Source organism: Sphingobium sp., assembly GCF_033795625.1.
In the GTDB taxonomy this organism is placed as follows: Bacteria; Pseudomonadota; Alphaproteobacteria; order Sphingomonadales; family Sphingomonadaceae; genus Sphingobium.
Genome location: NZ_JARYGI010000047.1, coordinates 1 through 22,443, shown reverse-complemented (window position 1 = coordinate 22,443; position 22,443 = coordinate 1). Strand labels below are relative to the sequence as shown.

24 protein-coding genes and 2 pseudogenes are annotated in these 22,443 nt (G+C 60.1%); 15 read left to right on the top strand and 11 right to left on the bottom strand.

What is annotated here, in order from left to right:
- Window positions 1–750, top strand: a 750-nt coding sequence (gene tnpC, locus QHC67_RS16870) for an IS66 family transposase (protein ID WP_319296026.1), incomplete at its 5' end; no start/stop codon positions are given.
- A gap of 20 nt (window positions 751–770) precedes the next feature.
- Here the strand turns inward: tnpC and QHC67_RS16865 are convergent.
- The 3 genes from QHC67_RS16865 to QHC67_RS16855 form a co-directional block, all read right to left on the bottom strand.
- Window positions 771–1,070, bottom strand: coding sequence for a 3-hydroxyacyl-CoA dehydrogenase NAD-binding domain-containing protein (locus QHC67_RS16865; RefSeq protein ID WP_413818561.1), 300 nt, complete (start codon window positions 1,068–1,070; stop codon window positions 771–773).
- Between the two features lie 44 nt (window positions 1,071–1,114).
- A complete protein-coding gene (locus tag QHC67_RS16860) occupies window positions 1,115–1,900 on the bottom strand; it encodes an enoyl-CoA hydratase-related protein (protein WP_319296024.1) in 786 nt (261 codons plus the stop codon).
- A gap of 62 nt (window positions 1,901–1,962) precedes the next feature.
- Complete coding sequence (locus QHC67_RS16855) at window positions 1,963–2,994, bottom strand: phosphotransferase (protein ID WP_319296022.1); 1,032 nt, start codon at window positions 2,992–2,994, stop codon at window positions 1,963–1,965.
- A gap of 180 nt (window positions 2,995–3,174) precedes the next feature.
- Here QHC67_RS16855 and QHC67_RS16850 point away from each other — a divergent pair, with 180 nt between their 5' ends.
- The 5 genes and pseudogenes from QHC67_RS16850 to QHC67_RS16830 form a co-directional block, all read left to right on the top strand.
- The gene (locus QHC67_RS16850) at window positions 3,175–4,476 is read left to right on the top strand and encodes an acyl-CoA dehydrogenase family protein (protein ID WP_319296027.1); all 1,302 of its coding nucleotides are present in this window, start codon (window positions 3,175–3,177) and stop codon (window positions 4,474–4,476) included.
- Window positions 4,473–5,252 carry an SDR family oxidoreductase gene (locus QHC67_RS16845; protein WP_319296020.1) on the top strand — a complete coding sequence of 260 codons (780 nt, stop codon included), beginning with the start codon at window positions 4,473–4,475 and terminating at the stop codon, window positions 5,250–5,252. Before QHC67_RS16850 ends, QHC67_RS16845 begins: the two co-directional genes overlap by 4 nt.
- A gap of 3 nt (window positions 5,253–5,255) precedes the next feature.
- Window positions 5,256–6,032 (top strand): SDR family oxidoreductase, encoded by a 777-nt coding sequence (locus QHC67_RS16840; RefSeq protein ID WP_319296018.1) that lies wholly within the window; start codon window positions 5,256–5,258, stop codon window positions 6,030–6,032.
- Between the two features lie 546 nt (window positions 6,033–6,578).
- On the top strand, window positions 6,579–7,121 hold the full coding sequence (locus QHC67_RS16835) for an AAA family ATPase (RefSeq protein WP_319296016.1): 543 nt from the start codon (window positions 6,579–6,581) through the stop codon (window positions 7,119–7,121).
- Window positions 7,122–7,253 (top strand): annotated as a pseudogene (locus tag QHC67_RS16830) (DUF3072 domain-containing protein); the annotation flags it as partial. It lies immediately after the preceding gene.
- Between the two features lie 47 nt (window positions 7,254–7,300).
- Here QHC67_RS16830 and QHC67_RS16825 read toward each other — a convergent pair.
- Window positions 7,301–7,870 carry a DUF4142 domain-containing protein gene (locus QHC67_RS16825; protein ID WP_319296015.1) on the bottom strand — a complete coding sequence of 190 codons (570 nt, stop codon included), beginning with the start codon at window positions 7,868–7,870 and terminating at the stop codon, window positions 7,301–7,303.
- Between the two features lie 128 nt (window positions 7,871–7,998).
- On the opposite strand from QHC67_RS16825, the gene QHC67_RS16820 reads away from it, so the two are divergent.
- From QHC67_RS16820 to QHC67_RS16810, 3 genes are all read left to right on the top strand, one after another.
- Window positions 7,999–8,424 carry a DUF3597 domain-containing protein gene (locus tag QHC67_RS16820; protein ID WP_319296013.1) on the top strand — a complete coding sequence of 142 codons (426 nt, stop codon included), beginning with the start codon at window positions 7,999–8,001 and terminating at the stop codon, window positions 8,422–8,424.
- An 81-nt stretch (window positions 8,425–8,505) separates the two neighbouring features.
- Window positions 8,506–10,395, top strand: coding sequence for a molecular chaperone HtpG (htpG, locus tag QHC67_RS16815; RefSeq protein WP_319296012.1), 1,890 nt, complete (start codon window positions 8,506–8,508; stop codon window positions 10,393–10,395).
- A 91-nt stretch (window positions 10,396–10,486) separates the two neighbouring features.
- Window positions 10,487–11,002, top strand: a complete 516-nt coding sequence (locus tag QHC67_RS16810) for a flavin reductase family protein (protein WP_319296010.1) — start codon at window positions 10,487–10,489, stop codon at window positions 11,000–11,002.
- On the opposite strand, the gene QHC67_RS16805 is transcribed toward QHC67_RS16810, so the two are convergent.
- Together QHC67_RS16805 and QHC67_RS16800 are read right to left on the bottom strand one after the other, a co-directional pair.
- On the bottom strand, window positions 10,999–13,500 hold the full coding sequence (locus QHC67_RS16805) for an ABC transporter permease (protein ID WP_319296008.1): 2,502 nt from the start codon (window positions 13,498–13,500) through the stop codon (window positions 10,999–11,001). The genes QHC67_RS16810 and QHC67_RS16805 overlap by 4 nt on opposite strands.
- Entirely contained in the window at window positions 13,497–14,183 is a 687-nt protein-coding gene (locus QHC67_RS16800; RefSeq protein WP_319296006.1) for an ABC transporter ATP-binding protein, read from the bottom strand. The genes QHC67_RS16805 and QHC67_RS16800 overlap by 4 nt, the downstream gene beginning before the upstream one ends.
- A gap of 40 nt (window positions 14,184–14,223) precedes the next feature.
- Between QHC67_RS16800 and QHC67_RS16795 the strand changes: the two genes are divergently transcribed.
- Entirely contained in the window at window positions 14,224–14,862 is a 639-nt protein-coding gene (locus QHC67_RS16795) for an arylesterase (RefSeq protein WP_319296005.1), read from the top strand.
- A gap of 11 nt (window positions 14,863–14,873) precedes the next feature.
- On the opposite strand, the pseudogene QHC67_RS16790 reads toward QHC67_RS16795, so the two are convergent.
- A pseudogene (locus tag QHC67_RS16790) lies at window positions 14,874–15,374 on the bottom strand (ATP-binding protein); the annotation flags it as partial.
- 56 nt (window positions 15,375–15,430) lie between these two features.
- Here QHC67_RS16790 and QHC67_RS16785 point away from each other — a divergent pair.
- Window positions 15,431–17,029: a recombinase family protein gene (locus tag QHC67_RS16785; protein ID WP_319296003.1), complete on the top strand. Its 1,599-nt coding sequence runs from the start codon at window positions 15,431–15,433 to the stop codon at window positions 17,027–17,029.
- Between the two features lie 296 nt (window positions 17,030–17,325).
- The gene (locus tag QHC67_RS16780) at window positions 17,326–18,726 is read left to right on the top strand and encodes an exonuclease domain-containing protein (protein WP_319296001.1); all 1,401 of its coding nucleotides are present in this window, start codon (window positions 17,326–17,328) and stop codon (window positions 18,724–18,726) included.
- Window positions 18,727–18,893: 167 nt separating this feature from the next.
- Here the strand turns inward: QHC67_RS16780 and QHC67_RS16775 are convergent, their stop codons facing one another.
- The 4 genes from QHC67_RS16775 to QHC67_RS16760 all read right to left on the bottom strand — a co-directional run bounded on the left by QHC67_RS16775 (window position 18,894) and on the right by QHC67_RS16760 (window position 20,685).
- Window positions 18,894–19,079 (bottom strand): hypothetical protein, encoded by a 186-nt coding sequence (locus tag QHC67_RS16775; RefSeq protein WP_319295999.1) that lies wholly within the window; start codon window positions 19,077–19,079, stop codon window positions 18,894–18,896.
- Window positions 19,076–19,411: a DUF3768 domain-containing protein gene (locus tag QHC67_RS16770; RefSeq protein ID WP_319295997.1), complete on the bottom strand. Its 336-nt coding sequence runs from the start codon at window positions 19,409–19,411 to the stop codon at window positions 19,076–19,078. Before QHC67_RS16770 ends, QHC67_RS16775 begins: the two co-directional genes overlap by 4 nt.
- Window position 19,412: 1 nt before the next feature.
- Window positions 19,413–19,871 carry a hypothetical protein gene (locus QHC67_RS16765; protein ID WP_319295995.1) on the bottom strand — a complete coding sequence of 153 codons (459 nt, stop codon included), beginning with the start codon at window positions 19,869–19,871 and terminating at the stop codon, window positions 19,413–19,415.
- A 340-nt stretch (window positions 19,872–20,211) separates the two neighbouring features.
- Window positions 20,212–20,685: a hypothetical protein gene (locus QHC67_RS16760; RefSeq protein ID WP_319295993.1), complete on the bottom strand. Its 474-nt coding sequence runs from the start codon at window positions 20,683–20,685 to the stop codon at window positions 20,212–20,214.
- Between the two features lie 123 nt (window positions 20,686–20,808).
- Here QHC67_RS16760 and QHC67_RS16755 point away from each other — a divergent pair, with 123 nt between their 5' ends.
- The 3 genes from QHC67_RS16755 (at window position 20,809) to QHC67_RS16745 (ending at window position 22,398) form a co-directional block, all read left to right on the top strand.
- Entirely contained in the window at window positions 20,809–21,075 is a 267-nt protein-coding gene (locus tag QHC67_RS16755) for a DUF6626 family protein (RefSeq protein ID WP_319295992.1), read from the top strand.
- Window positions 21,076–21,636: 561 nt separating this feature from the next.
- Complete coding sequence (locus tag QHC67_RS19250) at window positions 21,637–21,897, top strand: helix-turn-helix transcriptional regulator (protein ID WP_413818560.1); 261 nt, start codon at window positions 21,637–21,639, stop codon at window positions 21,895–21,897.
- 99 nt (window positions 21,898–21,996) lie between these two features.
- Complete coding sequence (locus QHC67_RS16745; protein WP_319295989.1) at window positions 21,997–22,398, top strand: hypothetical protein; 402 nt, start codon at window positions 21,997–21,999, stop codon at window positions 22,396–22,398.
- Window positions 22,399–22,443: the final 45 nt, after the last annotated feature.

Sequence of the window (22,443 nt, the reverse complement as noted above, 5' to 3'; positions counted from 1 at the left end):
GTCGATGACCGCGCATCGGGTGCCGCCACCCCGGCGCTCGCCTGGTATCGGTTCACGCCAGATCGCAGTGGCATCCATCCGCAGAGCGAGCTCAGGTCGTTCACCGGCCTTCTCCAAGCCGACGGCTATGCCGGATATGAGAAGCTTTATGAGGGAGATCGCATCCAGGAGGTCGCCTGCTGGGCGCATTTCCGCCGCAAGATCTTCGAGTGCCACCAGACGAGCCCGACGCCGCTCACCACCGACCTACTCGATCGCATCGCCGGGCTCTACCGGATCGAAGACGACGTCCGCGGCCAGCCGCCCGATGTCCGGCGCCGACACCGGAAAGAGCAAGCAATGCCACAGATCGACGCGCTTCGCGGCGCGATCGACGATGCCCTGCGCCGCCTGTCGCCCAAGTCGGCGATGGCCAAGGCGCTCGCCTATGGCCGCAAACGCTGGGACGCGCTCACCCGCTACACGGAGGAAGGCATGGCGGAGATCGACAACAACATCGCCGAGCGCGCCATCCGATCGATCGCGATCGGCCGCAAGAACTGGCTGTTCGCCGGATCGAAGGCCGGCGGCGAACGCGCCGCCGCCATCTACTCGGTCATCGAGACCGCGAAGCTCAACGGCGTCGAGCCGCAGGCCTATATCGCCGACGTTATCGAGAAGATCGCATCGGGCTGGCCCGCCTCCCGGTGGGACGAACTCATGCCGTGGAACTGGCAGCCCGAGCAGCAGCAGATCGCTCAGGCCGCCTAACTGCGGCCTTCAGAACACGCTTACATGCGATCTACGACCTCCTGTTGGGAGATACGGCCTTTGGCGGCCGACGCTTCGTAGTTCTTACGGATGAGCCCAAGTCCGCGCTCAAGCGCCTCGGCCCCAACTTCCACGAGCACGCAGGGGATGCCCGCATTCGCGAAGTTCATGGCGATTCCCCCGCCCATCGTACCGGCGCCTACTACACCCACCTTCCGGATCGCGCTGCCGCCCGGTTGGGTGTCTACCCCAGGAATTCGGTGCGCTTCGGCAACCGCTTGTTCGAGGTGGACAAGGGGTTGGGGTCGGTTTGCGGTCATAACAAGATCCTGAAAAGAAGAAAATCGATAGAGGTGCGGCGATGTCAGGTGCCGGTCCAGCGTGGGGCGCGCTTTTCGACGAAGGCCAACGGGCCTTCCTGAAAATCTCGTGTCTCCATGATGCGCGCCTGCGCTTCCAGGCTCAACGCATGCAGTTCCCGATCATCGTGGTCGAAAGCGGCACTGGCGATCGCGAGGCTTTCGCGGACCGCAAGCGGCGCATTGTTCGCGATTTCCGCCGCAAGCCTCAGTGCGACCGCTACCGCCTCACCCTTGGGGGCAAGCCTGTTCACCATTCCGAGTTCCGCAGCTCGTGTCGCAGAGAGCTTGCCAGCGGTAAGAATTAGCTCTTTGGCTATGGCTATGGGAAGGGCACGCGGCAGCCGGTAGAGGCCGCCTGCCGAAGCGATCAGGCCACGCGTCACCTCAGGCAAGCCGAAGCTGCTGTTTTCCGACGCTACGATCAGGTCGCAGGCCAAGGCAATTTCGCATCCTCCGGCGAGGGCAAAGCCGTCGACTGCGGCGAGCCACGGCTTCGTCCGGTTCGACTGGACAAAACCCGCAAAGCCCGTTCTCGGGGAGATCAGGTCGGTGAGCTTTCCGTTTGAAACTTCCTTGAGGTCTGCGCCGGCACAGAAGGCCCGGCCCCCTGCACCGGTGAGAATGACGACCCGGACGCTATCGTCTCCTTCACTCTGGTTCACGATCCGCTCAAGCTCAGTCGTAACGGCTGCGCTGACCGCGTTCATCGCGTCGGGGCGGTTCAATGTCACCAGCGCAACGTGGCCTGGCAACTTCTCGTACAGCACGGCATCGTTAGGGTCTGTCATAAATCTCGATCTCTTCTCGCTTAACCTGTCGGAATGGGTCCGCAGCGGCCGTCGTCTTTTGGTTATGGCTGCAACGCGACCGAAATACCGATCTGCGCCAATGGACCGGCTTTGGCCCCGACCTCGGCGGCATCCGCGCTGCTCGCTTGCCCATTCAGCGCGCGGGACCGCACGCCCTGCAGGATCGCTGCGACCCGAAAGAAGCTGAACGCGAGATAGAATTGCCAGTGCGGAATGTCGTCGCGCCCGGTTCTTGCGCAGTAACGGCGCACATAAGCATCTTCCTCGGGAATGCCGAGCGCGGCGCGATCAAGATCGCCGAATCCGCGGAACAGATCGGCACCGACGCGCCAGACCATCGCGTGATAGGCAAGATCGGCAAGTGGATCGCCCAGCGTAGATAGTTCCCAGTCCAGGATAGCAACGACGCGCGGCTCGGTCGGGTGGAAAACCATGTTGTCAAGGCGCAGGTCGCCGTGAAAGATGCGGGCACGCTGCTCGGCCGGCAGGTTTTCCGGGAGCCAGGCGATGAGATCTTCCATCGCGTCGATCGTTTCGGTCTGACTGGCACGATATTGCCTGGTCCATAAATCCACCTGCCGAGCAATGAACCCCTCGGGTCGGCCATAATCCGAAAGTCCGATCGAGGCCGGATCGACAAGATGAAGGTTTGCCACAGCTTCGCCCATCGCGTCGAACAGCTGCGTCCGCTCTGCAGGAGTCGCACCGGGCATTCGCTGATCGTAGAACATCCGGCCCTCCACCAGTTCCATCACATAAAACGCCGCACCGAACACTTCAGGATCCTCGCATAGCGCGAAAACGCGCGGCACCGGCACGGCCGATCCGTCCAGCGCCTGTAGGACACGGAACTCGCGCTCTATCGCGTGCGCCTTTGGCAGCAGTGGCCCCAGCGGCTTGCGACGCAGAACGTACGCGCGGTCCGCAGTCACTAGCCGGAAGGTCGGGTTCGACTGCCCGAGCGAGAACTTGCTGAGAACTGCTGGTCCGCGAAACCCGTCTACATGGTCCGCAAGCCACGCCTCGGCTCGAGGAGAAAGTTGGTCATAATCGGCGGCGGCGGGATTAGACATTGAGCCCATACAGTTCGGTTTTTAACATTTAGTTGTCCTACAAATTAAGGGCTTTGCGACAGCGGATGCATCTAGCAATCCCAGCAAACTATGGAAATTGCCAACTGAGCGCCTTGCGGCCACATCTTTCACAATGTAGGGCATTTTGCAAGCGATTCGGAGGATATTGAGTTGAAGCAGATGGACGGTCGCGTTGCGGAGTTGAAGGATCGGTTGCTCGTATTCATGGCGGAGCACATCTACCCCAACGAGAGGCGCTTCTTTCTGGAAGCTGAGCGGCTTGGTCCGTGGGCGACCTATCCCGTAATCAACGAACTTAAGCCGCTTGCGCGAGCGGCTGGTCTCTGGAACCTCTTCCTTCCTGCCGAACATTGGGACGACGGGCTAACCAACGTGCAATACGCCCAACTCTGCGAGATTATGGGGCGCAGCCTGATGGCGCCGGAGGTCTTTAATTGCTCGGCCCCCGACACCGGCAACATGGAAACGATCTTGCGTTATGGGACCGATGCTCAGCGGTCCGAATGGCTCGAAAAGCTGCTGCGAGGCGAAATCCGCTCGGCCTTTGCGATGACCGAGCCGCAGGTGGCATCTTCGGACGCGACCAACATTGACACGTCGATTATCCGCGATGGCGATCATTACGTAGTCAGCGGGCGCAAATGGTACACGACCAATGCTACGCACCCCGATTGTCGAATTATGATCGTGATGGGGAAGAGCGACCCGGATAACGCCGATCCATACCGCCGCCAGTCGATGATCCTGGTTCCGCGCGAGACTCCCGGAGTCGAGGTCATCCGCGCGTTGCCAGTAATGGGTGCCTATGGCGTGCCAGACCGAGCGGCAGAGGTCCTGCTGACTGATGTACGCGTTCCTGCCAGCAACATGTTACTGGGCGAAGGCAGGGGGTTCGAGATCGCGCAAGGCCGGCTTGGCCCTGGTCGCATTCATCATTGCATGCGGTTGATCGGTTTAAGTGAGCGCATACTCGAGCGAATGTGCAGGCGTGCCGAATTGCGCATGCCGTTCGGTCGTCCGTTGTCGGAGCAGACCGTAACGTTGGAACGCATCGCCGAATCCCGCGTCATGATCGAACAGGCACGCCTGCTGACGATGAAGGCCGCCCATATGATGGACACCGTCGGCAACAAGGCTGCTCGAGCCGAAATCGCCATGATCAAGATTGCCGCACCGCAGATGGCCCAGAAAATCATTGATTGGGCGATCCAGATGTTTGGCGGCGGTGGCACGAATAACGACCATTTCCTCGCTACTGCTTTTGGCACGGCGCGGCTGCTGCGACTGGCCGATGGACCCGACGAGGTTCATCGCAACCAGCTCGCTAAATTCGAACTCAAGCGTCACCGCGGTACCTCGTCGACCGAGACCGGCGGCGGCGGTGACGTGCTGACCGTCGATGAGGCCCGGAATATGTCAGCTGACGGACCGTGGCCGCGTCCTCCTGGATTCGGGGGATGAGCAGTCGCCTAGAGGGCAAGAAGGCGCTCGTGACCGGGGCGGCGCAAGGGCTAGGATCGGCGATCGCGACGGAGTTGGCGGCTGAGGGCGCCCGCGTCCTGCTGACCGACCTGAACGAAGCCGGTGCAACCGCAGTGGCCAATCAGATCAACCGTGAGTTCGGAGCCAGCCGCGCGTTTGCCATTCGACACGATGTTACGAACCAGGCTGATTGGAGGAGAGCGATCGAGGCGGCCCGTAGCGAGCTTGGCGGCCTGTCCGTTCTGGTCAACAACGCCGGAATCGTCATCACCGGTTCGGTCGAGGATCTCGACATGGACGAATGGCGCAGGGGAATGTCGGTCAATGTCGACAGTGTGTACCTTGGTTGCAAGGCCGCCTTGCCGTTGATGCGCGAAAATCAACCTGCTTCGATCGTCAATCTATCCTCGATTGCAGGACTCGTCGCGTCCCACAATTTCGCGAACTACAACGCATCCAAGGCCGCCGTCTGGCTCCTGACGAAATCGATCGCCCTGCATTGCGCCCGTAATGGGTGGGACATTCGTTGCAACTCGATCCATCCCGCATTTATTCGCACGCCGATTTTGAACGACCTGGCAAAAAGCGGCGAGGACGTAGTGGAATTGCACGCGAAGCTGGCGCGTCAGGTGCCGCTGGGACGATTGGGCGAACCATCTGACGTCGCCCACGCGGTGACGTATCTGGCGTCTGATGAGAGTCGCTTCATGACCGCCGCCGAATTGAAGCTGGATGGCGGCATTTCCGGGATGTGACCAATGACATTATTTGATTTGACCAGTCGCACTGCAGTCGTGACGGGTGCCTCGCGCGGCATCGGAAAAGCAATTGCCGAGACGCTTGCGGCTCATGGCGCGAATGTCGTCATCAGTTCGCGCAAGCAGGACGTCTGCGATGAGGTTGCCGAAAAAATCAACGGGCGCGGCGCCGGGCGCGCGATAGCGGCTGCCGCGAACGTTGGCGACAAGGAGTCACTCGTACGTCTGGTGGAGCAAACCCAAAACGCGTTCGGTGACATCGACATATTGGTCTGCAACGCGGCCTCGAATCCTCATTATGGGCCGATGGCGGGCATCTCGGACGATCAGTTTGAAAAGATCCTGCGGAACAATCTACTGTCGAGCCACTGGTTGGCAACTATGGTCACGCCCGCGATGGTTCGCAAAAAGCGCGGGTCGATCATTCTAATTTCGTCGATGGGCGGCTTGCGCGGATCCCCGGTGATCGGGGCCTATAATATCTCCAAGGCAGCCGACTTCCAACTCGCTAGAAATCTGGCGGTCGAACTTGGGGCCGACGGTGTTCGCGTGAACTGCATCGCGCCAGGTCTGATCCGCACGGATTTTGCGAAGGCTCTTTGGGAAGATGAGCACAACCTTGCGCGCGCTCTCGCCGGCACACCGGCAGGACGCATAGGCGAGCCCGAAGACATCGCGGGCGCGGCAGTGTTCCTTGCAAGTGACGCGTCGCGCTACGTCACCGGGCAAATCCTGATCGTAGATGGGGGCGCAACGGTTACCGCTGCTGGAATATAACGTCTGATCGGTTTGCAGCAGGCCAACGCGGCTTTTCAGCTTGCGCCGTCAACATCCCGCTGCCTGCCGTTTGCCAAAGCTTGGTCGGCTTTTGCCTTGGCGATGGCGAGGGTTTCAGCGCAATCGGGATCGCGGTCATCGACCGGTTAATGATGGAAGCGCCCGGTGCGGCGCTGCGAGTCGTGCCCGTCGTTCACGAAGAGATCGCGTGGGATATCGTGCTGCGGCACCTGCGCAGTCTCACCGGGCAGGTTCTGCTCTTCGCTTTCCGGCTTCGGATATCTACGATGTCGGCACCACCGGGATTCTGGCTAGCCCAACGATGCGGTTGACGGGAGCGACCGCCTTTTCGCGCCTGAGCCAGATTTCGCCGTTTGCATTCCGATGGTTGGCCGGATTGCAGATAGAGGCTGACGGCCCTATTTTGCGCCGTGCGTGTCGAGGCAACTCCGGACGCATCTCCCCGCCGTTCAAAGACTAACAACGCGTTTTGCGCGGCTGCTCTGCACGTCGCCTCCCGCCAAATCTTCAGGAAAGGAACCTAAATTGGGCGAGAATTTCGTTTTGATCACGGGCTGTTCGGGGGGCGGAGAATCGACTCTGATCGACGAGCTTCGGGCGAGAGGACACCATGTTGTCGAAGAGCCCGGCCGCCGCATAGTCAGTGAGGAACTAGAGGGCGATCGAAGGGCGCTCCCATGGGTCGATCCGGCCGCATTCGCACGTCGCGCGATCGAGGTGGCGCTAGCCGATCGACAGGCGGCGCGCGCGCTTTCGGGCTGGGTCTTCTTCGATCGTGGGCTGATCGACGCGGCATCCGCGCTGGATGCTGTGACAGGCGATGCCGCAGTGGAAATGCTCTGCGCAGCGCATCCGTACCATCGGCGCGTCTTCATGGCCCCGCCTTGGCCGGAAATTTACGCAACGGATGGCCAGCGTCGGCACGGATTCGAATCCGGTCTAGCAGAATATCGACGGTTAGTGGCGGCTCTGCCGGCCTTGGGATATGAAGCCGTCACCTTGCCGAAGACCTCAGTCTCGGCTCGTGCCGATTTCGTCCTAACGACCCTTTCGGTCGACAATAGGTAGACCGGCGCTCAGGCATCCTATCTAAAGACGTTGAGTGAAGAGGCCGGGGAACCTTTTGAGGATGGCCTCACGAAAGCGGAAGCCAGTCGGCGTATCGACGCGCTGCAGGAGCAGAACGGGCGCGGCAAGTAAGCAGCCATGTTACCGCCTCCCAAGGGGGCGGCAACATGGAAGCGCCTTCAGCCTTTAAGCCCGTTCGCCATGTTGAGATGCCCGGTCACGACTGGGATCATCTCCGTGGCAAATGTCTTGAGTGACGCTACGTCGCCCTGTGCGGAGTAAGCCCGCAGGGCTTCCAGCGTCGCCTGATGGCCGCTGACCTGCGCCTCCTTGTAGGCAGCATCGAATGCAGCGCCCGTCTTCGTTTTCAATCCGTCGACCACCTGCTGCTGGCTTGCTGTCAATGCGGGCAGCGGGGTGATAGCGGGGTTCGCCTTGCCAGCTGCAGCTTTCAGCTTTTCAGTGGAAACCGTGTGCGCCTTGATCATGGCCTGCGCAAAATTCTTGACCGCGGTCGAGCCGCTATTCGTCTCCGCCAGTCGAGAGGTTTCGATTTCAAACGTATCGCTGGAGGCAGCCGTGTTGGCGAAGGTCTGTCCTTGCGTGACCGGAGCCACTGTTTCCCCTGCCGAATTGCCTGGGCCCATGGTGTTGACTGCGGCGGTCTCGTTGGAAGGCTCTGCTTTCTTTCCGCACGCTCCGACGGCGAGGACGGCTGCTGAAAAGGCGATGAGGGTGGTGCGCTTCACGATCTGTCTCCTGTTGTCACGCCTGCTCAACCATTGCGCCGCTAGCTCGTTCCGGGACCTTTTCATCCGCTTCATCGTTGGGGCATCACCGTGGTGTGTTGCCGACGGCAAGGACAAGGAACAGAATAGTGGGCATCTTCGGCAGTATCATGGACAAGATTTTCCATCATGGCGCCAAGGCGGCGGCACCCGCGCCAAAGGTGTCCGCGCCATCTCCCACCCCGACCCCAGCCGTTAAGCCGCAAGCTACTCCTGTTGCCGCCCAACCTTCCCCGGCTCAGCCTGCCGCAACGCAGGCCGTCGACGTGGGCGCAGTGCTCGCCACCATGGCGGACATGAAAGGCGGCGGTGGCAATTACCAAAGCTCGATCGTCGACCTGCTGAAGTTGCTCGATCTGGATTCAAGCCTCTCGGCGCGTAAGGAGCTTGGAAGCGAATTGGGCGTCCATGCCGGGGAAGACGGCAGCGCCGAACAGAACATCGCGCTTCACAAGGCTGTCATGACCAAGCTCGCCGAAAATGGCGGTATCGTTCCGGATAGCCTGCGCAACTGATGCAGTGATGCTGCCTCTCCCTTGAAATGAAGGTGAACCCGGTCCATTTCGGCCCGGATTCACCTTCTTTGAGAGCGGACGATGACAACAGAAACTGCCGTAGCCCCCGGAACCCATGCCTTCGAGGCGGATGTCTCCAAACTCCTGCACATGATGGTGCATTCGGTCTATTCCGACAAAGATGTTTTCCTTCGCGAGCTAATTTCCAACGCGGCCGATGCCTGCGAGAAGTTGCGTTACGAGGCGATCAGCCATCCGGAAGTTCTCTCGGACGGCGCCCAGCCGCGTATAACGCTGACGCTGGACCCCGAAGGAAATCGCCTGATCGTCGAAGACAATGGCATCGGCATGACTGCCGCGGACATGGGCGAGACACTCGGCACTATCGCCCGGTCAGGCACCAAGGCTTTCATGGACCGACTGGCTGCCGACAATGGCGCGGAAGGCTCCCAGTTGATCGGCCAGTTCGGTGTCGGTTTCTACTCCGCCTTCATGGTGGCCGACAAAGTGGAAGTCATCTCCCGGCGTGCAGGGCAGGAAGAGGCGGCGCGTTGGTCGTCCGATGGTCTTGGGACCTACACCATCGAACCTGCGTCGAGCGACGAAGCGCCCGCCCGCGGGACGCGCGTTATCCTCAGCCTGATGGAGGACGCCAAGTCTTATGCGGAGCGCTTTACCGTAGAGCGCGTGGTGAAAGCGCAGTCCGGCCATGTGCCGGTGCCGATCTTCCTCCTTGAAAAGCCAGATGCCGAGGCGAAGGAAATCACCGACGGCGCTGCGCTCTGGACCAAGCCGAAGTCGGAGATCAGCGAAGACGATTATGCGGACTTCTATCGCAGCGTCGCGGGCCAGTTCGACAAACCTGCCCTGACAATCCACTACCGCGCCGAAGGCCGCACCGAATATTCGGTCCTGACGTTCATTCCCGAGTCAAAACCATTCGATCTTTTCGATCCCGATCGCAAAGGCCGCATCAAGCTGTACGTGCGGCGCGTGTTCATCACGGACGAGGCGGAAATCCTGCCGCGCTATCTGCGCTTCGTGCGCGGCCTTGTGGACTCGGCGGACCTGCCGCTGAACATGTCGCGTGAGATGATTCAGGACAGCCCGATCCTCTCCGCCATTCAAAAGGGCGTGACGGGCCGCGTCCTTTCAGAACTCGAAAAGCTCGCCTCGAACGATGCAGCGGCTTACGCCAAGGTCTGGGACAATTTCGGTGCGGTCCTGAAGGAAGGCCTGTACGAAGACTTTGAGCGACGCGAGGCGTTGCTCAAGCTCGCCCGGTTCAAGAGCACGACTTCCATGGAAAATTGGCGTTCGCTTCAGGATTATGCTGCGGACATGAAGGAGAACCAGACCGCGATCTACTATGCGGTTGGCAGCGACCTTGCGCGTCTTGCCACCTCCCCGCAGATCGAGGGGTTCCGGGCGCGAGGCATCGAGGTGCTGTTGCTGCCCGATCAGGTCGATAATTTCTGGACGACGGTCGGCGTCGATTTCGAAGGCAAGCCTTTCAAATCGGTGACGCAGGGGGCCGCTGACCTAAGCCTCATTCCGTCCGCAGACGCGGCCGAGACACCCAAGCCGGTAGAGGGTGAAAGCATCAATGCCTTTGTCACCTTTGCAAAGGAGGCGCTGGAGGATGTCGTATCCGACGTGCGCGTTTCCGAACGGCTGACCACCAGCGCCGTTTGCCTTGTCGCTCCAGAAAGCGGGATGGATCGTCAGCTTGAAAAGCTGCTGGCAAGCGCAGGGCAGCTCCCCGCTGCGGCCAAGCCGGTGCTGGAAATCAATGCCGGGCACGGGTTGATCGCGAAGCTCGCCGCGTCGACGAGCAGCGATGCCGATCTCAAGACGGACATGGCGCATCTCTTGCTGGACGAGGCACGGATCGCCGACGGCGAACCACCCGCCGATCCTCGCGCCTTTGCCGAGCGGCTGGAGAGATTGATGAGCAGGGTGTTGGCGTAATTCATGGAGCCAAAGATTGTAGCGAGCGCCCGTTGGCATCGTGCAGCGGACATAGTATCGGCGGCACAATCAGCATAATTGGAGCGTAAACATGACGCAGGACAGCGACTCGATATCCATGCAGATGCGCAGCGGTTTGCGGCGGCTCGCAAAGGCTGTGGTGGTCATAACGACCAAACAGGACGGCCAGCGCCACGCCATGGCCGCCACTGCCGTCAGCGAACTTAGCATGGACCCGCCGAGTATGCTGATCTGCGTCAATCAGACGGCGTCACTACATCCCGTGCTGGCATCGGGTAGCGACTTCTGCATCAATATCCTTGATGCGGCGCATATGCACATCTCTGCGGCATGCAGCGGAAAGATGAAGGGGGAGGCCCGCTTCGATATCGGCAGCTGGGCGGATACATCGATCGATATCCCCCGGTTGGAGGATGCGCAGGCAAGCTTCGTATGCCGTCAAACCAAACAGGTGACATATGGATCGCACTCGATCTTTATCGGGGATGTTGTGGAGGTGTTCAGCAGCCCTGTGGTAGATCCGCTGGTCTATGTCGATGGCCGGTACACGCGCGTGGGTGACGACATCGTGGCAGATGCCGCCTAAAGCTCCCGCAGCGCGCGCGCGGGCCGGGCACCTATAGCGGGCAAGGATCCGATCAGGCCAAGCGCAAGCGTCAGCAGCGCTCCTCCGGCGAGAGTCAGCAGCACCACCGGCCAGTCGGGCGCCCATTGGAGGTCGAGCGTCTGCGTCGCGAGATACCAACCTGCTCCGGCCGCCACAGCCAGCGCAATGCCGGAGACGACAAGCGCGAGCACCACATATTCCATGGCCTGCACAGCCAGAACCTGACGCCGGGTCGCGCCCAGCAGCTTCAAGAGTACCGCGTCATAGGTTCGGGTGCGTCGCGCGGCGGCAATCGCTCCGACCAGAACCGCAATGCCGGCAGCTACCGCAACGGAGGCCGCAACGCGCACGGCCGCCGAAAGCTGACCGAGCAGGTCGCCCAGCGAGGAGATAACTTCCTTGACGCGGATCATCGAGGCGGAAGGAAATGCCCTGATGACGTCGCGATTGATGATGTTCTCTTTTGCCACGCCCGCCCCGCCCGGCAGCGCTATGGTGGCGAGATAGCTGTGCGGCGCGCCCTCCAGTGCATTGGGCGAGAAGATCATGCCGAAGTTCAGCCCCATGGTGCTCCAGTCGATTTCCCGGAAGCTGGCGATCCGGGCAGGCACCTCAACCCCGAGTACCGACACGGTCAGCATATCGCCGACCCGAAGGTTCAATGCCTTGGCCGCGCGAATGTCCACCGACACCAGCGGTTCACCGGAATAGCCTTTCGGCCACCACTTGCCGTCTACGATCCTGTTTCCGGCGGGCAGGACATCAGTGTAGGTCAGCCCGCGGTCGCCGCGAAGTATCCAGGCATCTTCGGGGATGTCCTTCATGTCCGCGACCCGCTGCCCCCTGACGGCGACCACGGGGCCGCGCAGGGAAGGCACCGTCACTATCTCCGCCGCCGGCGATTGCCGCGTCACGATAGACCGGAACTGCTCCACTCCCTCGGATGGAATGTCGAGCGCGAAGAAGCTCGGAGCCTTGGCGGGAATGCTGCTCGCCATCTGGCCCGAAAGGTTGGTCTCCACGACGGCCAGCGTCGTAAAGAGCGAAAGGCCAAGCCCCAGCGCCACGACAAGTCGGCCCGTTTGAGCACCGGGGCGATGAAGATTGGCGAGCGCAAGACGCGCCAGTGGATGGCGCGGGCGCGGCAGGCGAGCAGCGATACGTTGGACGAACATGCCCAACAGCGACAGCAACCCCAATAGCGCGAGCGCCGCCAGCAGGAAAATCGCAGCTAGCCTGGGTTCTCGGGCGGTCGCGATAGCGAGTGTCGCGATCAACCCTGCTATCCCTCCAACGGCGAGCCATACCCACCGTCCACTGACTCCCTGGTCGCCAAGCCCTCCACGGAACAGTGCAGCCGCAGCGACAAGGCGCGCGCGTACCAGAGGGACAAGCGCGAACAATAATGCCGTGAGCATGCCATAGGCCGCGCTCACGGCGAGCGCGAGGGGATAGACGCCAAGACTGGGCGGAACCGGAAGCACATTTCCGGCGAATATGGTGACGAGCCAGGGCACCAATGCGCCGACGATCAGCCCGAGCGAAATGCCGCCGAAGGACACGATGATAATCTGAAAAAGATAGGTCAGGAAAATAACCCGACTGGATGCGCCAAGCGCCTTCAGCGTCGCGATACCCGCGCGTTTCCCATCGAGATAGCTGGCAACTCCATTGCCGACACCGATCCCCGCCACCACCAACGCCGTCAGACCGACCAGGGACAGGAACTGTCCCATGCGATCTATGAAGCGGCTAGTGCTGGGAGACCCGTTCGACCGATCCCGGCTTTCCCATCCGGCTTGAGGCGCCTCGGCGTTCACCGTCGAAATCGCGGCTTGTGGGTCGACATTTCGGGGCAAGCGCACGCGGTAGTGGGTTTCGTATACACTGCCCGGCTGAAGGAGACCGGTGGCGTCGAGGCTGGTCGCCGGGATGATCACCGAAGGACCCAGAGTGAAGCCTGAACCCACGCCATCTGGCTGCTGCGCAACTACGCCGGAGATGCGGAAAAGTTGATCGCCGATGCGGACAGTGCCGCCAACGCCAACGCCAAGCCGATCGGCCAAAGCGTCCGCAACGGCTGCCTCGCCGCTGCCGGGACGCTTGCCACCGGCGGCAAGCGTGAATGTGCCATAGAGTGGCCAGGCATCATCGACAGCCTTGAGTTCGCTGAGAACCGCATCGGCTCCATCGGCACGCGCCACCATCGCGCGCATCCGCGTGACTTGCGAGACGCGGCCTTGCCTCTCCATTGCCGTCCATTCGTCCGGCGTAGCGGCACGCTGATTCAGATCAAAGCCGATGTCCCCGCCCAGGATCGTCTGCCCCTGCCCCGCAAGCGCTGCGTTAATCGATGCCGTCAGGCTGCCGATCCCTGCCAACGCCGCCACGCCGAGAAACAAGCAGACGACCAGCAGACGCAGACCCGTCAGCCCACCACGCAGGTCCCGTAACGCGAACCGGAGCGCAAGGCTCATGCGGCGTTGTCCACGATGCGTCCGTCACGCATGGTCACGATCCGGTCGCAACGGCGGCTGAGCGCCACGTCATGCGTGATCATCACCAGTGTCGCCCCGGTTTCCTGTTGCCGAGCGAACAACAGGTCCATGATCGCCTCTCCCGTCGCCGCATCAAGATTGCCGGTCGGCTCATCGGCGAACAGCAACGCGGGGCGGGGCGCTATGGCACGGGCGATCGCCACGCGCTGCTGCTCGCCACCGGACATCTGCGCCGGATAATGGTGAATCCGGTGCCCTAGCCCCACGGAAGTCAGTTCGGCTTCGGCGCGCGAGAACGCGTCGGCCTCGCCCTTGAGTTCAAGCGGAACGGCGACGTTTTCGAGCGCCGTCATGGTCGGAAGCAAGTGAAACGCCTGCAACACGATGCCGATGCGGCCGCGCCGTGCGAGAGCAAGCCCATCTTCATCGAGCACGCCGAAATTTGCACCCGCAACATGGATGCTGCCGCTGCTCGCGCGTTCCAGGCCGGACAGCACCGCCATCAATGAGGACTTGCCCGACCCCGATGGACCGAGAAGCGCCACGCTTTCGCCCGCGGCTACCGCGACGCTCACTCCGCGCAGAATATCGACACGTGCTTCGTCCTTACCCAACGACAGGGTGACATCGCGGGCGTCGATCACGATATGGGGTGCTGTCATGTGCGATGGAGACTTTCGGATGCGGACGAAACGAAGCGGGATGTCAAAGCTATATGGTGCGCTGCGGCATCTTGTCCAACTCGGCGCGGCATTTGCCTGCATCGCAGCTCTCCCCGCGCAGGCGGCGGAGAAGCTGGTACTGGCGTTCGGTGATAGCCTGACGGCGGGTTATGGATTGAAGCCGAACGAGAGCTTTCCCGCTCAATTGCAGGCGTCCTTGCGAAAGGATGGCATGCAGGTGCGGGTCCACAATGCAGGCGTTTCCGGCGATACCACCGCACAGGGCAAGGCGCGATTGAACTGGGTGTTGCGGTCATTTCCACGAGCGCCCGATCTCGCCATCGTTGAGCTGGGCGGCAATGACATGCTGAGAGGCATCGATCCGGCGCAAACGCGCGCGAACCTGAATGCAATACTCGCGGAACTGAAGCGGCGGAAGATCAAGGTCTTGCTGGCAGGGATGCTCGCCGCGCCCAACATGGGACGCGCTTATCGTGCGAAGTTCGATCCCATCTACCCGGCGCTGGCCAGGCAATATGGCGCACGGCTGTATCCGTTCTTCATGCAAGGGGTGACGGGCAATCGCGCGCTGGTGCTGAAGGATAACATCCATCCTACCGCGCAAGGGGTTGGCGTGATCGTGCGGAACATCAAGCCTCTGGTGAAGGCGATGCTCTAGATATCGGCAGCTTAGTTGACGGGTGCTCGCCTGCGATAGCTGAGCGCTTCTGCGACATGGACGCGCCCTACCCCATCGCTGCCAGACAGGTCGGCTATGGTGCGGGCGACGCGCAGGACGCGTGTATACCCCCGAGCCGACATGCGCATGGAGGTCGCGGCTTGCGCCAGGAGTTGGCGGCCGGGCTCGTCCGGAGTGGCCACGGCTTCGAGCAGATCCCCATCAACTTCGGCGTTGGTGCGGACCGGGTGATCGGCGTAGCGCACGGTCTGGATCGCACGGGCTGCGGCAACGCGTGCGGCCACCTGTTCGGACCCTTCCGCAGGCGGAGGCAAGACGAGGTCGGCGGCAGTGACGGCGTTGACGTCGATATGCAGGTCGATGCGATCGAGCAGCGGGCCGGAAACCTTGCTCTGATAGTCGGAGGCACATCGCGGGGCTCTGGCACAGGCCTGCGCAGGATCGCCCAGATGGCCGCAGCGGCAGGGGTTCATCGCCGCAATGAGTTGGACTCAGTCTGCAAGGCACGTAAACTGAACCGTAACACCCGCTGGCGTAGGAAACGCCCATGTCGCAAGCAGCCATAATCTACGCCCGGTTTTCAACTGCTGAACAGAGCAAGGGGTTCTCGCTCGAACGGCAAAAAACCCGTGGCTTTGAGTTCGCGACTAGTCAGAACTGGTCAGTCGAAAGCACGATAATCGATGAGGGCCGCAGCGCCTATCACGGAGCCAACCGGCTTGAAGGATCGGCACTCCACGAATTCGAATTGGAAGCACGCAACGGCCTCCACGTGGGCAAAGTGCTTGTGGTCGAGAACATCGACCGCTTGAGCCGACAAGGCGCTAAGGCCGCCGCGCAACTTGTCTGGGCATTAAACGAACAAGGTGTTGGCGTTGCGACGTGGCAGGACGGCTATGTCTATCAGGCGGGCAATAACGGCGACATGATGGAGTTGTTCTCCGTCATCATCAAAGCTCAGATGGCCTACGAGGAAAGCCTGAAAAAGAGCCAGCGCACTGCCGCGTCATGGAGCAAGCGTTTCGCGGCAATTGCAGATGGAACTCAGAAAGGACCAATCCCCAACACGCCGCTTTGGATCGACCGCGTTGATGGTGAAATGGTTCGCAACGATCATCGAACCAAGCTGCTCAACGACATTTACGACCTGTATATTGACGGGGTGGGCATTCACCGCATCGTGACCATTCTCCACGAACGCAAGGAGCCAAGCTGGACACCGCCCGAACAAAGACGCGGCAATAACGGCTGGTTCTATAGCTACATCTATCGGCTGCTCACGAAGCGGACGGTCTTGGGTGAATATGTAACGACGGACGGCAAAACTCTGTCCACCAACTTCTGGCCCCAAGCTATCTCGGCTGAGAAATGGAACCGAGCGCAAGCCGCGCTCGCTATGCGGAAGGGCAACCAGAAGACAACCAAAACCCAAGGCAACCGCAACCTATTATCGCAAATGGTCGTATGTACTGAATGTGGAGGCGGCGCCCATTTCGGTCACACCACGGATACCGTTCAGAAATACACCAGGGTCAGCGGTGAGGTGGTGAACTACCGACGCAAGACCTATCGGAAGTTGCGCTGTGACAGAGCCCGCAGGAAGCATCACTGCGACAACAATACTGTCCTGAATTATGATGTCGTGGAAGCGACCATCCTCAACGAACTCCTGCCCCAGCTTGTCGACAAGCGGTCGGACAATTCAGCGGTCATTGAACTGCGCCAGCGTATTGCGGAGTTAGGCCGGCTCAGGGACGCGGATCAGCGCCGATGGAGCAATCTGCTGGAGGCGATTGAGGACGGAGGCTCCAAGGGCCTCGCCCAGCGCGCATCGGCACTTGAAGCGGAGATCGAGAGGCAGACCAGTGCAATCGAGGCTGCACAGAAGGCACTGGCAATTGAGACTTCCAAACCGGCGAGCGAGGAAGACGTGGAGCTAATTGAAAGTCTACGAGACGAACTGACCAGCGAAAACGATGAAGTTCGCATTTATGCAAGGGGTCGGGTGAACATGATCTTGAGGCGGCTGATCAAGCGCGTCGCCATTACGCCAACGGGCTTGTTTCGGATCGAACCTGATGACCTCTCTTGGTGGCTCTTCGATGAGGAAGGAAGGATGCTTGAAGGAGTTTACGTGCTTGCCTGAGTGGAACTTAGGGCGTTTTCACACTTGACCCCATGAACCTGCGATGTTTGATCGAAAAGCCTCGACAGTGGAGGCATAATGATTGGGCAGGAATTTCGAGACAGGACTGGAAAGCTGCGCGGTTGGCGCGAACAGACCAGTGGACGGATCGACGGTAGAGACCGAACCGGCTATCTCGTGGGATGGTATGATCCTCGTCGCGATGAAACCCGCGACCGGACTGGTCGGCTGGTGGGGACAGGAGACGTGCTTACGGCCCTCATATGGTCGACGATCTGAAGCCGCCGGAGGGACGAATGGGTTTTGTTTTTTACGATGCGGAAACGACAGGCACGCACACCAGCTTCGATCAAATCCTTCAGTTCGCTGCGATCCGCACGGACGATGATCTGAACGAAATTGATCGGTTCGAAATCCGATGCCGCCTGATGCCGCATATCGTCCCGTCGCCCGGCGCGCTGTGCGTGACGCGGATGAGCATCGAGCAGATTACCGACCCCGCGCTTCCCAGCCATTACGAAATGATATGCGAAATCCGGGCGAAGCTGGCGGCATGGTCGCCGAGCACCTTCACCGGCTGGAATACCCTTGGATTTGACGAGCATCTGCTACGTCAGGCGTTATACCAGTCGCTACATTCTCCCTATCTGACCAATACGAGCGGCAACAGCCGGATCGATATATTGAAGATCGCGCAAGCCGCATCGGTTTTGGTACCGGACGCCATCATCGTGCCGATCGGTGACAAGGGGAAGCCTACGTTCAAGCTGGATCGGCTGGCACCGGCAAACGGCTTTGACCATTCGAATGCCCATGACGCGTTGGCCGATGTTGAAGCCACCATCCATGTGTGCCGTATTATCCGGGATAAAGCGCCGGGCCTTTGGGCAGATGCGGTGCGCCTGTCGGAGAAGGCATCGGCGACAGCGTTTCTGGATGCCGAGCCGTGCTTCATCCTCACCGAAAGCTTCTATAACCTCCCCTACCAATTCGCGCTGACCAAGATCGGCCACGAACCCGGCAACGCTGGCACCGTGCTTGCCCTGAACCTTGCTATCGACATCGACCAGCTTCGCGCCATGACCGATGAAGAATTGGCCACGCGGCTTGCCCGCTCGCCGAAGCCTGTCCGGCGCATTCGCACAAATGCTGCGCCGACCCTGCAATCCTTGTCCGAATATGCCCGGTTCGATGGTGTTGCTGCTGACGACCTGCTGGAGCGCGCACATCGGATACAGGCCGACACGGAATTCTGCGCGCGGCTAACTCGCCTGTCCGCGAAGCAGGATTGGCCCGCATCGGAATTTGTCGAAGAGCAAATCTATTCTGGTTTTGTCGGGCGTGCCGATGAGGGCCGGATGGCTACGTTCCATCGTGCCGCTTGGGAAGATCGACCAGCGATAGTCGATGGGTTTGGCGATGTTCGATTGGTCGCCTTGGGTCGCCGACTGATTTATGAGCATCGGCCTGACCTGCTGTCGTCAGACATTCATACGAGGTTCGCCGCAAAAATCGCGCGTCGCATGACCGGCGAAGGATATGAACGAACGGCATGGACCACGATCGCCGCCGCTCACACCGAAGCTCTGGCGCGCTTGGATCAGGGCAACGCTGATGAAGCAGCTATTCTCACTGGCGTCCTGAAACATCTTGCCGCCAAACTGCCGAAAACAAGGCCTTCGGGCGCGCCCAGCTAATATCCGCACCCTGCAACGCCCCGCTCTTCCCCGCTGCGGGCCAGCCCCGCCCGAAGCGAAGCCTGACAGCCCGTAAAACAAAACAGGCGCTCGTGACGCCCGTAGCGAAAGGGTCACCGCTCAACTGTAGCAAGGCGGACCGGGATCAGCAGCTCCCGGGCGATTGTTCAATTGATGGCGTCGCGCGCGATCTTCGTCGTATGCTGGCGTGGATGGAGCAAAATCTCCGGCGGCCACGGCTTTTCCGTTTTGACGATGACATAGGCTTCGGCGCGGTTGAGCTTGATAAGCAGGCGAAGCTGGCGGAAATGCTGCTCCGATAGATCGAGAAGCTGATACCGCCACATCGTCAATATTCCTCCGCCAGCATGATCGTCATGACCCGCTTGGTGGTCGCTGGGTCAGCCGGGTCTGGGTCAGCGCCGCTCCGATAGCGGGGGTGATAATCGATCTTCCAAATAATCCGGTGATCCTCCACCGCGACCACCGCGCAATCATGCTCGCCATGGAGATCGTTATCCGGGGTGAACGCCGCAAACAGCCGCACGGCTCTCATATCGGCATCTTTCGCCGCATTAGGCAGCGCCGCGACACCTGCGGACAGGAATATCCAGCCGTCCTCCCCGGTGCTACGCAGCCGGTCATTGAGGCGGGCAATCGCTGCCCGCCTCGCCGTATCCAGCATATCAGGCCGCCGCCTTCTTCGCCTTCAGTTTGAAGTTCGCCTTACGCTCCGCGATGGCAGCGGTGAGTTGCGGGTCCAGTTCGCCCGCGTTGATCGCCTCGATGATCGAGCCGATGATGACCGGCACCTCGTTGATGTCCTGGACGGAAACCGCGTTCATGCCCTTGGCAAATTCGAGCGGCTTGGTGCCGTAGCGAAGCTGGAAGAACATCTTCCCGCTGGCATCGGTGAACCAGCCCTTGCGGACGTGGCGTGCTGCCTCGACCCGGACCTTTTCGCCCGCCTCATTGCTGCGCGTGACCTTTTTGGTGGCCTGAAACGCCGTTCCGGCGATTTCCGCCTCCGCCAGCGCCTTCTGTTCGGCGAGATAGCGGAGCAGCTTCGCACGGAAGCCATGTTCGGACGCGCCGGGATTTACCGGGGCGGCGGCGGTAAGCTTGAGGGACTTGAGGATCGACATGAGCATCTCCTTGCTGTTTCGGACAAGCGAGCCGTAATGTCGTTATGCGTGAGAGCGACCGAAGATTGGCGTTGATCCCCAGAAAAATACCCAAAAATAATTCCGTCGCCATCAACACGGTTTTGAGCCGTTTCTAGATGGGACGGAATATTAATTTCATTCCATATGTCTGTGTTTCTTCGTGTCGCTGTTCGCCTTGATTCGTCCTTTGCTTCGTGTCTGTCTTTGGTCTTCGATATCATCTGGTGGTAGTAATCACTGCGGCCCAAGATCGATGGTCCGCGTTCTGCATGATATATCGATAAACCGTAGAGCCTCGCGTGGCGGCAGCCCCCGACAATTACCGAAAGGGCGAGACTTCCGTGTGACGGGGCAGGAGGAGACGATCGCTCGTCTGCGGCCTTAGTTCTTTCGTGATATAGTCCGCCACGCCTTCGGCGCAGTGGACCACCTGAATATCGAGATTGCCGCCCTTGACCAGCGTTTCCCATATGCCATCGGCAATCAAACCGAAGCGTAGCCTCTGTATGCCGCTCATCTTGAATAGCGCATGGATGTGAATGTTGGTATCGGGCTTTTCGATGGTCGCGATGTAATTGGATCGCTTGTCGGGACGACGAAGGAAAGCGCGACCGATCATCCTGCGGTCGATATAGCCGTGAAACTTCTCGAATGTCCTTTGCGCCTCGTCCATGCTGATCCCACGGTTGAAAACGAAGGTGACGAACAGGTCGGGATTGAAATCGGTCATCCAGCGAACGCATTCGACCCGATATTTTTCGCCCGTCGTTGCGGGCAATGTGGCTTGTGCCATCTGGCTCTCCAATGTGGCCGACTTCCGTTAGTCGGCTCGTATTATTTTATTTATCACGGGGCCGGCAGGCCGATCGGCTTACAGGCAATAAATACGGGAACGCTCGCAATGGAGATAACCCGAATGATCCTTGATGATGTATTTTTGTTCTTGAAAGATGCAGGCGTGGCGCGAAGCCATGCCGCCTTTTCAACCGACTTCCTTGGCCATTCTCCGCGCTATTATGATTATATCCGTTGCTCCGGCGCACGGCCCAGCTTGCGTTCACTGGTAAAACTCGCGTTCACACTTACCGACCTTGCCAAGGTTGCATCGATGTTGTCCGAGAAGGTCGCGCTTTCAGATTGTGCCGAGCGGGTGATCGGCGAAGTATATCGACGGTGCAGATGATCAGGACGCCGCCGACGATGCGGCGACGGCCCTGAAAACAGGAGACAGAAATTAAATCCGCTCATAGCGGATTTTTTCCTTGCCTCGCTCCCAAATCTAGGCGATGTTCAAGCCGTTCAGTAATAAGGGGATCAGTCGTCATTCACTGAGGTTAAACCCTCCTGGCAGACTTCGGTTTGCTACCTAATAGCTGCGGCGTGCGGGCATCCGCGCAGTGCGGCGAGCGCGCCCCGGACGGCCGGGGCCCGCTCTGGTGATCAGGGTAAAACGCTCCTTCCCCACTCCTCCGAGCCAAGACGGCGCCTGCTCCGAAATTGTTCGTGTGTAGGTGGCAGAGAGGAACCTAAGCCAATGTCAAAGTTGGAACTGAACGGGGAGCGTAGGCGGACGAAAGCGAGTTTGCGGCGGCGATGGGCGAAACCCCTGATCCGCCCGCAGACTTTGAAGTTGGTGATCAAGGTCGGGCAAGGGATCGTGAAGATCCTCCAGCTTGTTATTTGGATCATCAAAATCTTCCGTGAGTAGCCGCCACCCTGAATTACAGTTTTGAAAGGCAAGTTGATGTTGGGTGAAGCCCTCCGCCTCATAAGGGTCTACCATGACCTTAAACAGAAGCAGGCTGCTGAGCGCCTTGGCGTTTCCACGTCCTACATTTCCGAAATTGAGAAGGGCACAAAAACGCCGACGCTGGAAACTATCGAGCGTTATGCCAAGGCGTTCGACATGCCAGTGTCCTCGATTATATTCTTTTCCGAAAGCCTCGAACAGGGGGGGCCTACGATAGCGCGCGCTCCTTCGTCGCGGGCAAGGTGCTTGCGCTGATGCAGTTTTTGGAAGCGCGATCCGGTCGGGTCCATGCCGATTAAGAAATCCCTTCCATTGCACCAATCGCGACTGTTCAAGGTAAGCAGTCCCGCGAAGTTGGCGCAGGTTCTCGGCCTCGAATTGGCCGATCTCCATTTGCTCTGCCAGCCCGAAGGGCAATACCACGAGTTCGACATCGAGAAGAAAGGTGGCGGCAAACGCCGCGTTGAAAATCCCGCGCCGTCACTAAAAAAGGTGCAAGCGCGGATTGCCAAATTCCTATCCTCTGTCGAGCCGCCCGACTTTCTCTTCTGCCCGGTAAAGGGACGCTGCTACGTCTCGAACGCGGCATCGCATAGGGCAAACCGGGTGGTCCACTGCCTGGACATCAAGAAGTTTTTTCCCAGCACGCCGTCGCGGCGGGTATTCTGGTTTTTCGAAAAGATCATGAAGTGCCGTCGGGACGTCGCTGCTATCCTGACCTCAATTGACCGGCCCCCACTGAGTGGTCCGTGCTGATTGTTAGTGCATTATCGCCTCCGTTGCCATTGCCGCCTGGAGGTG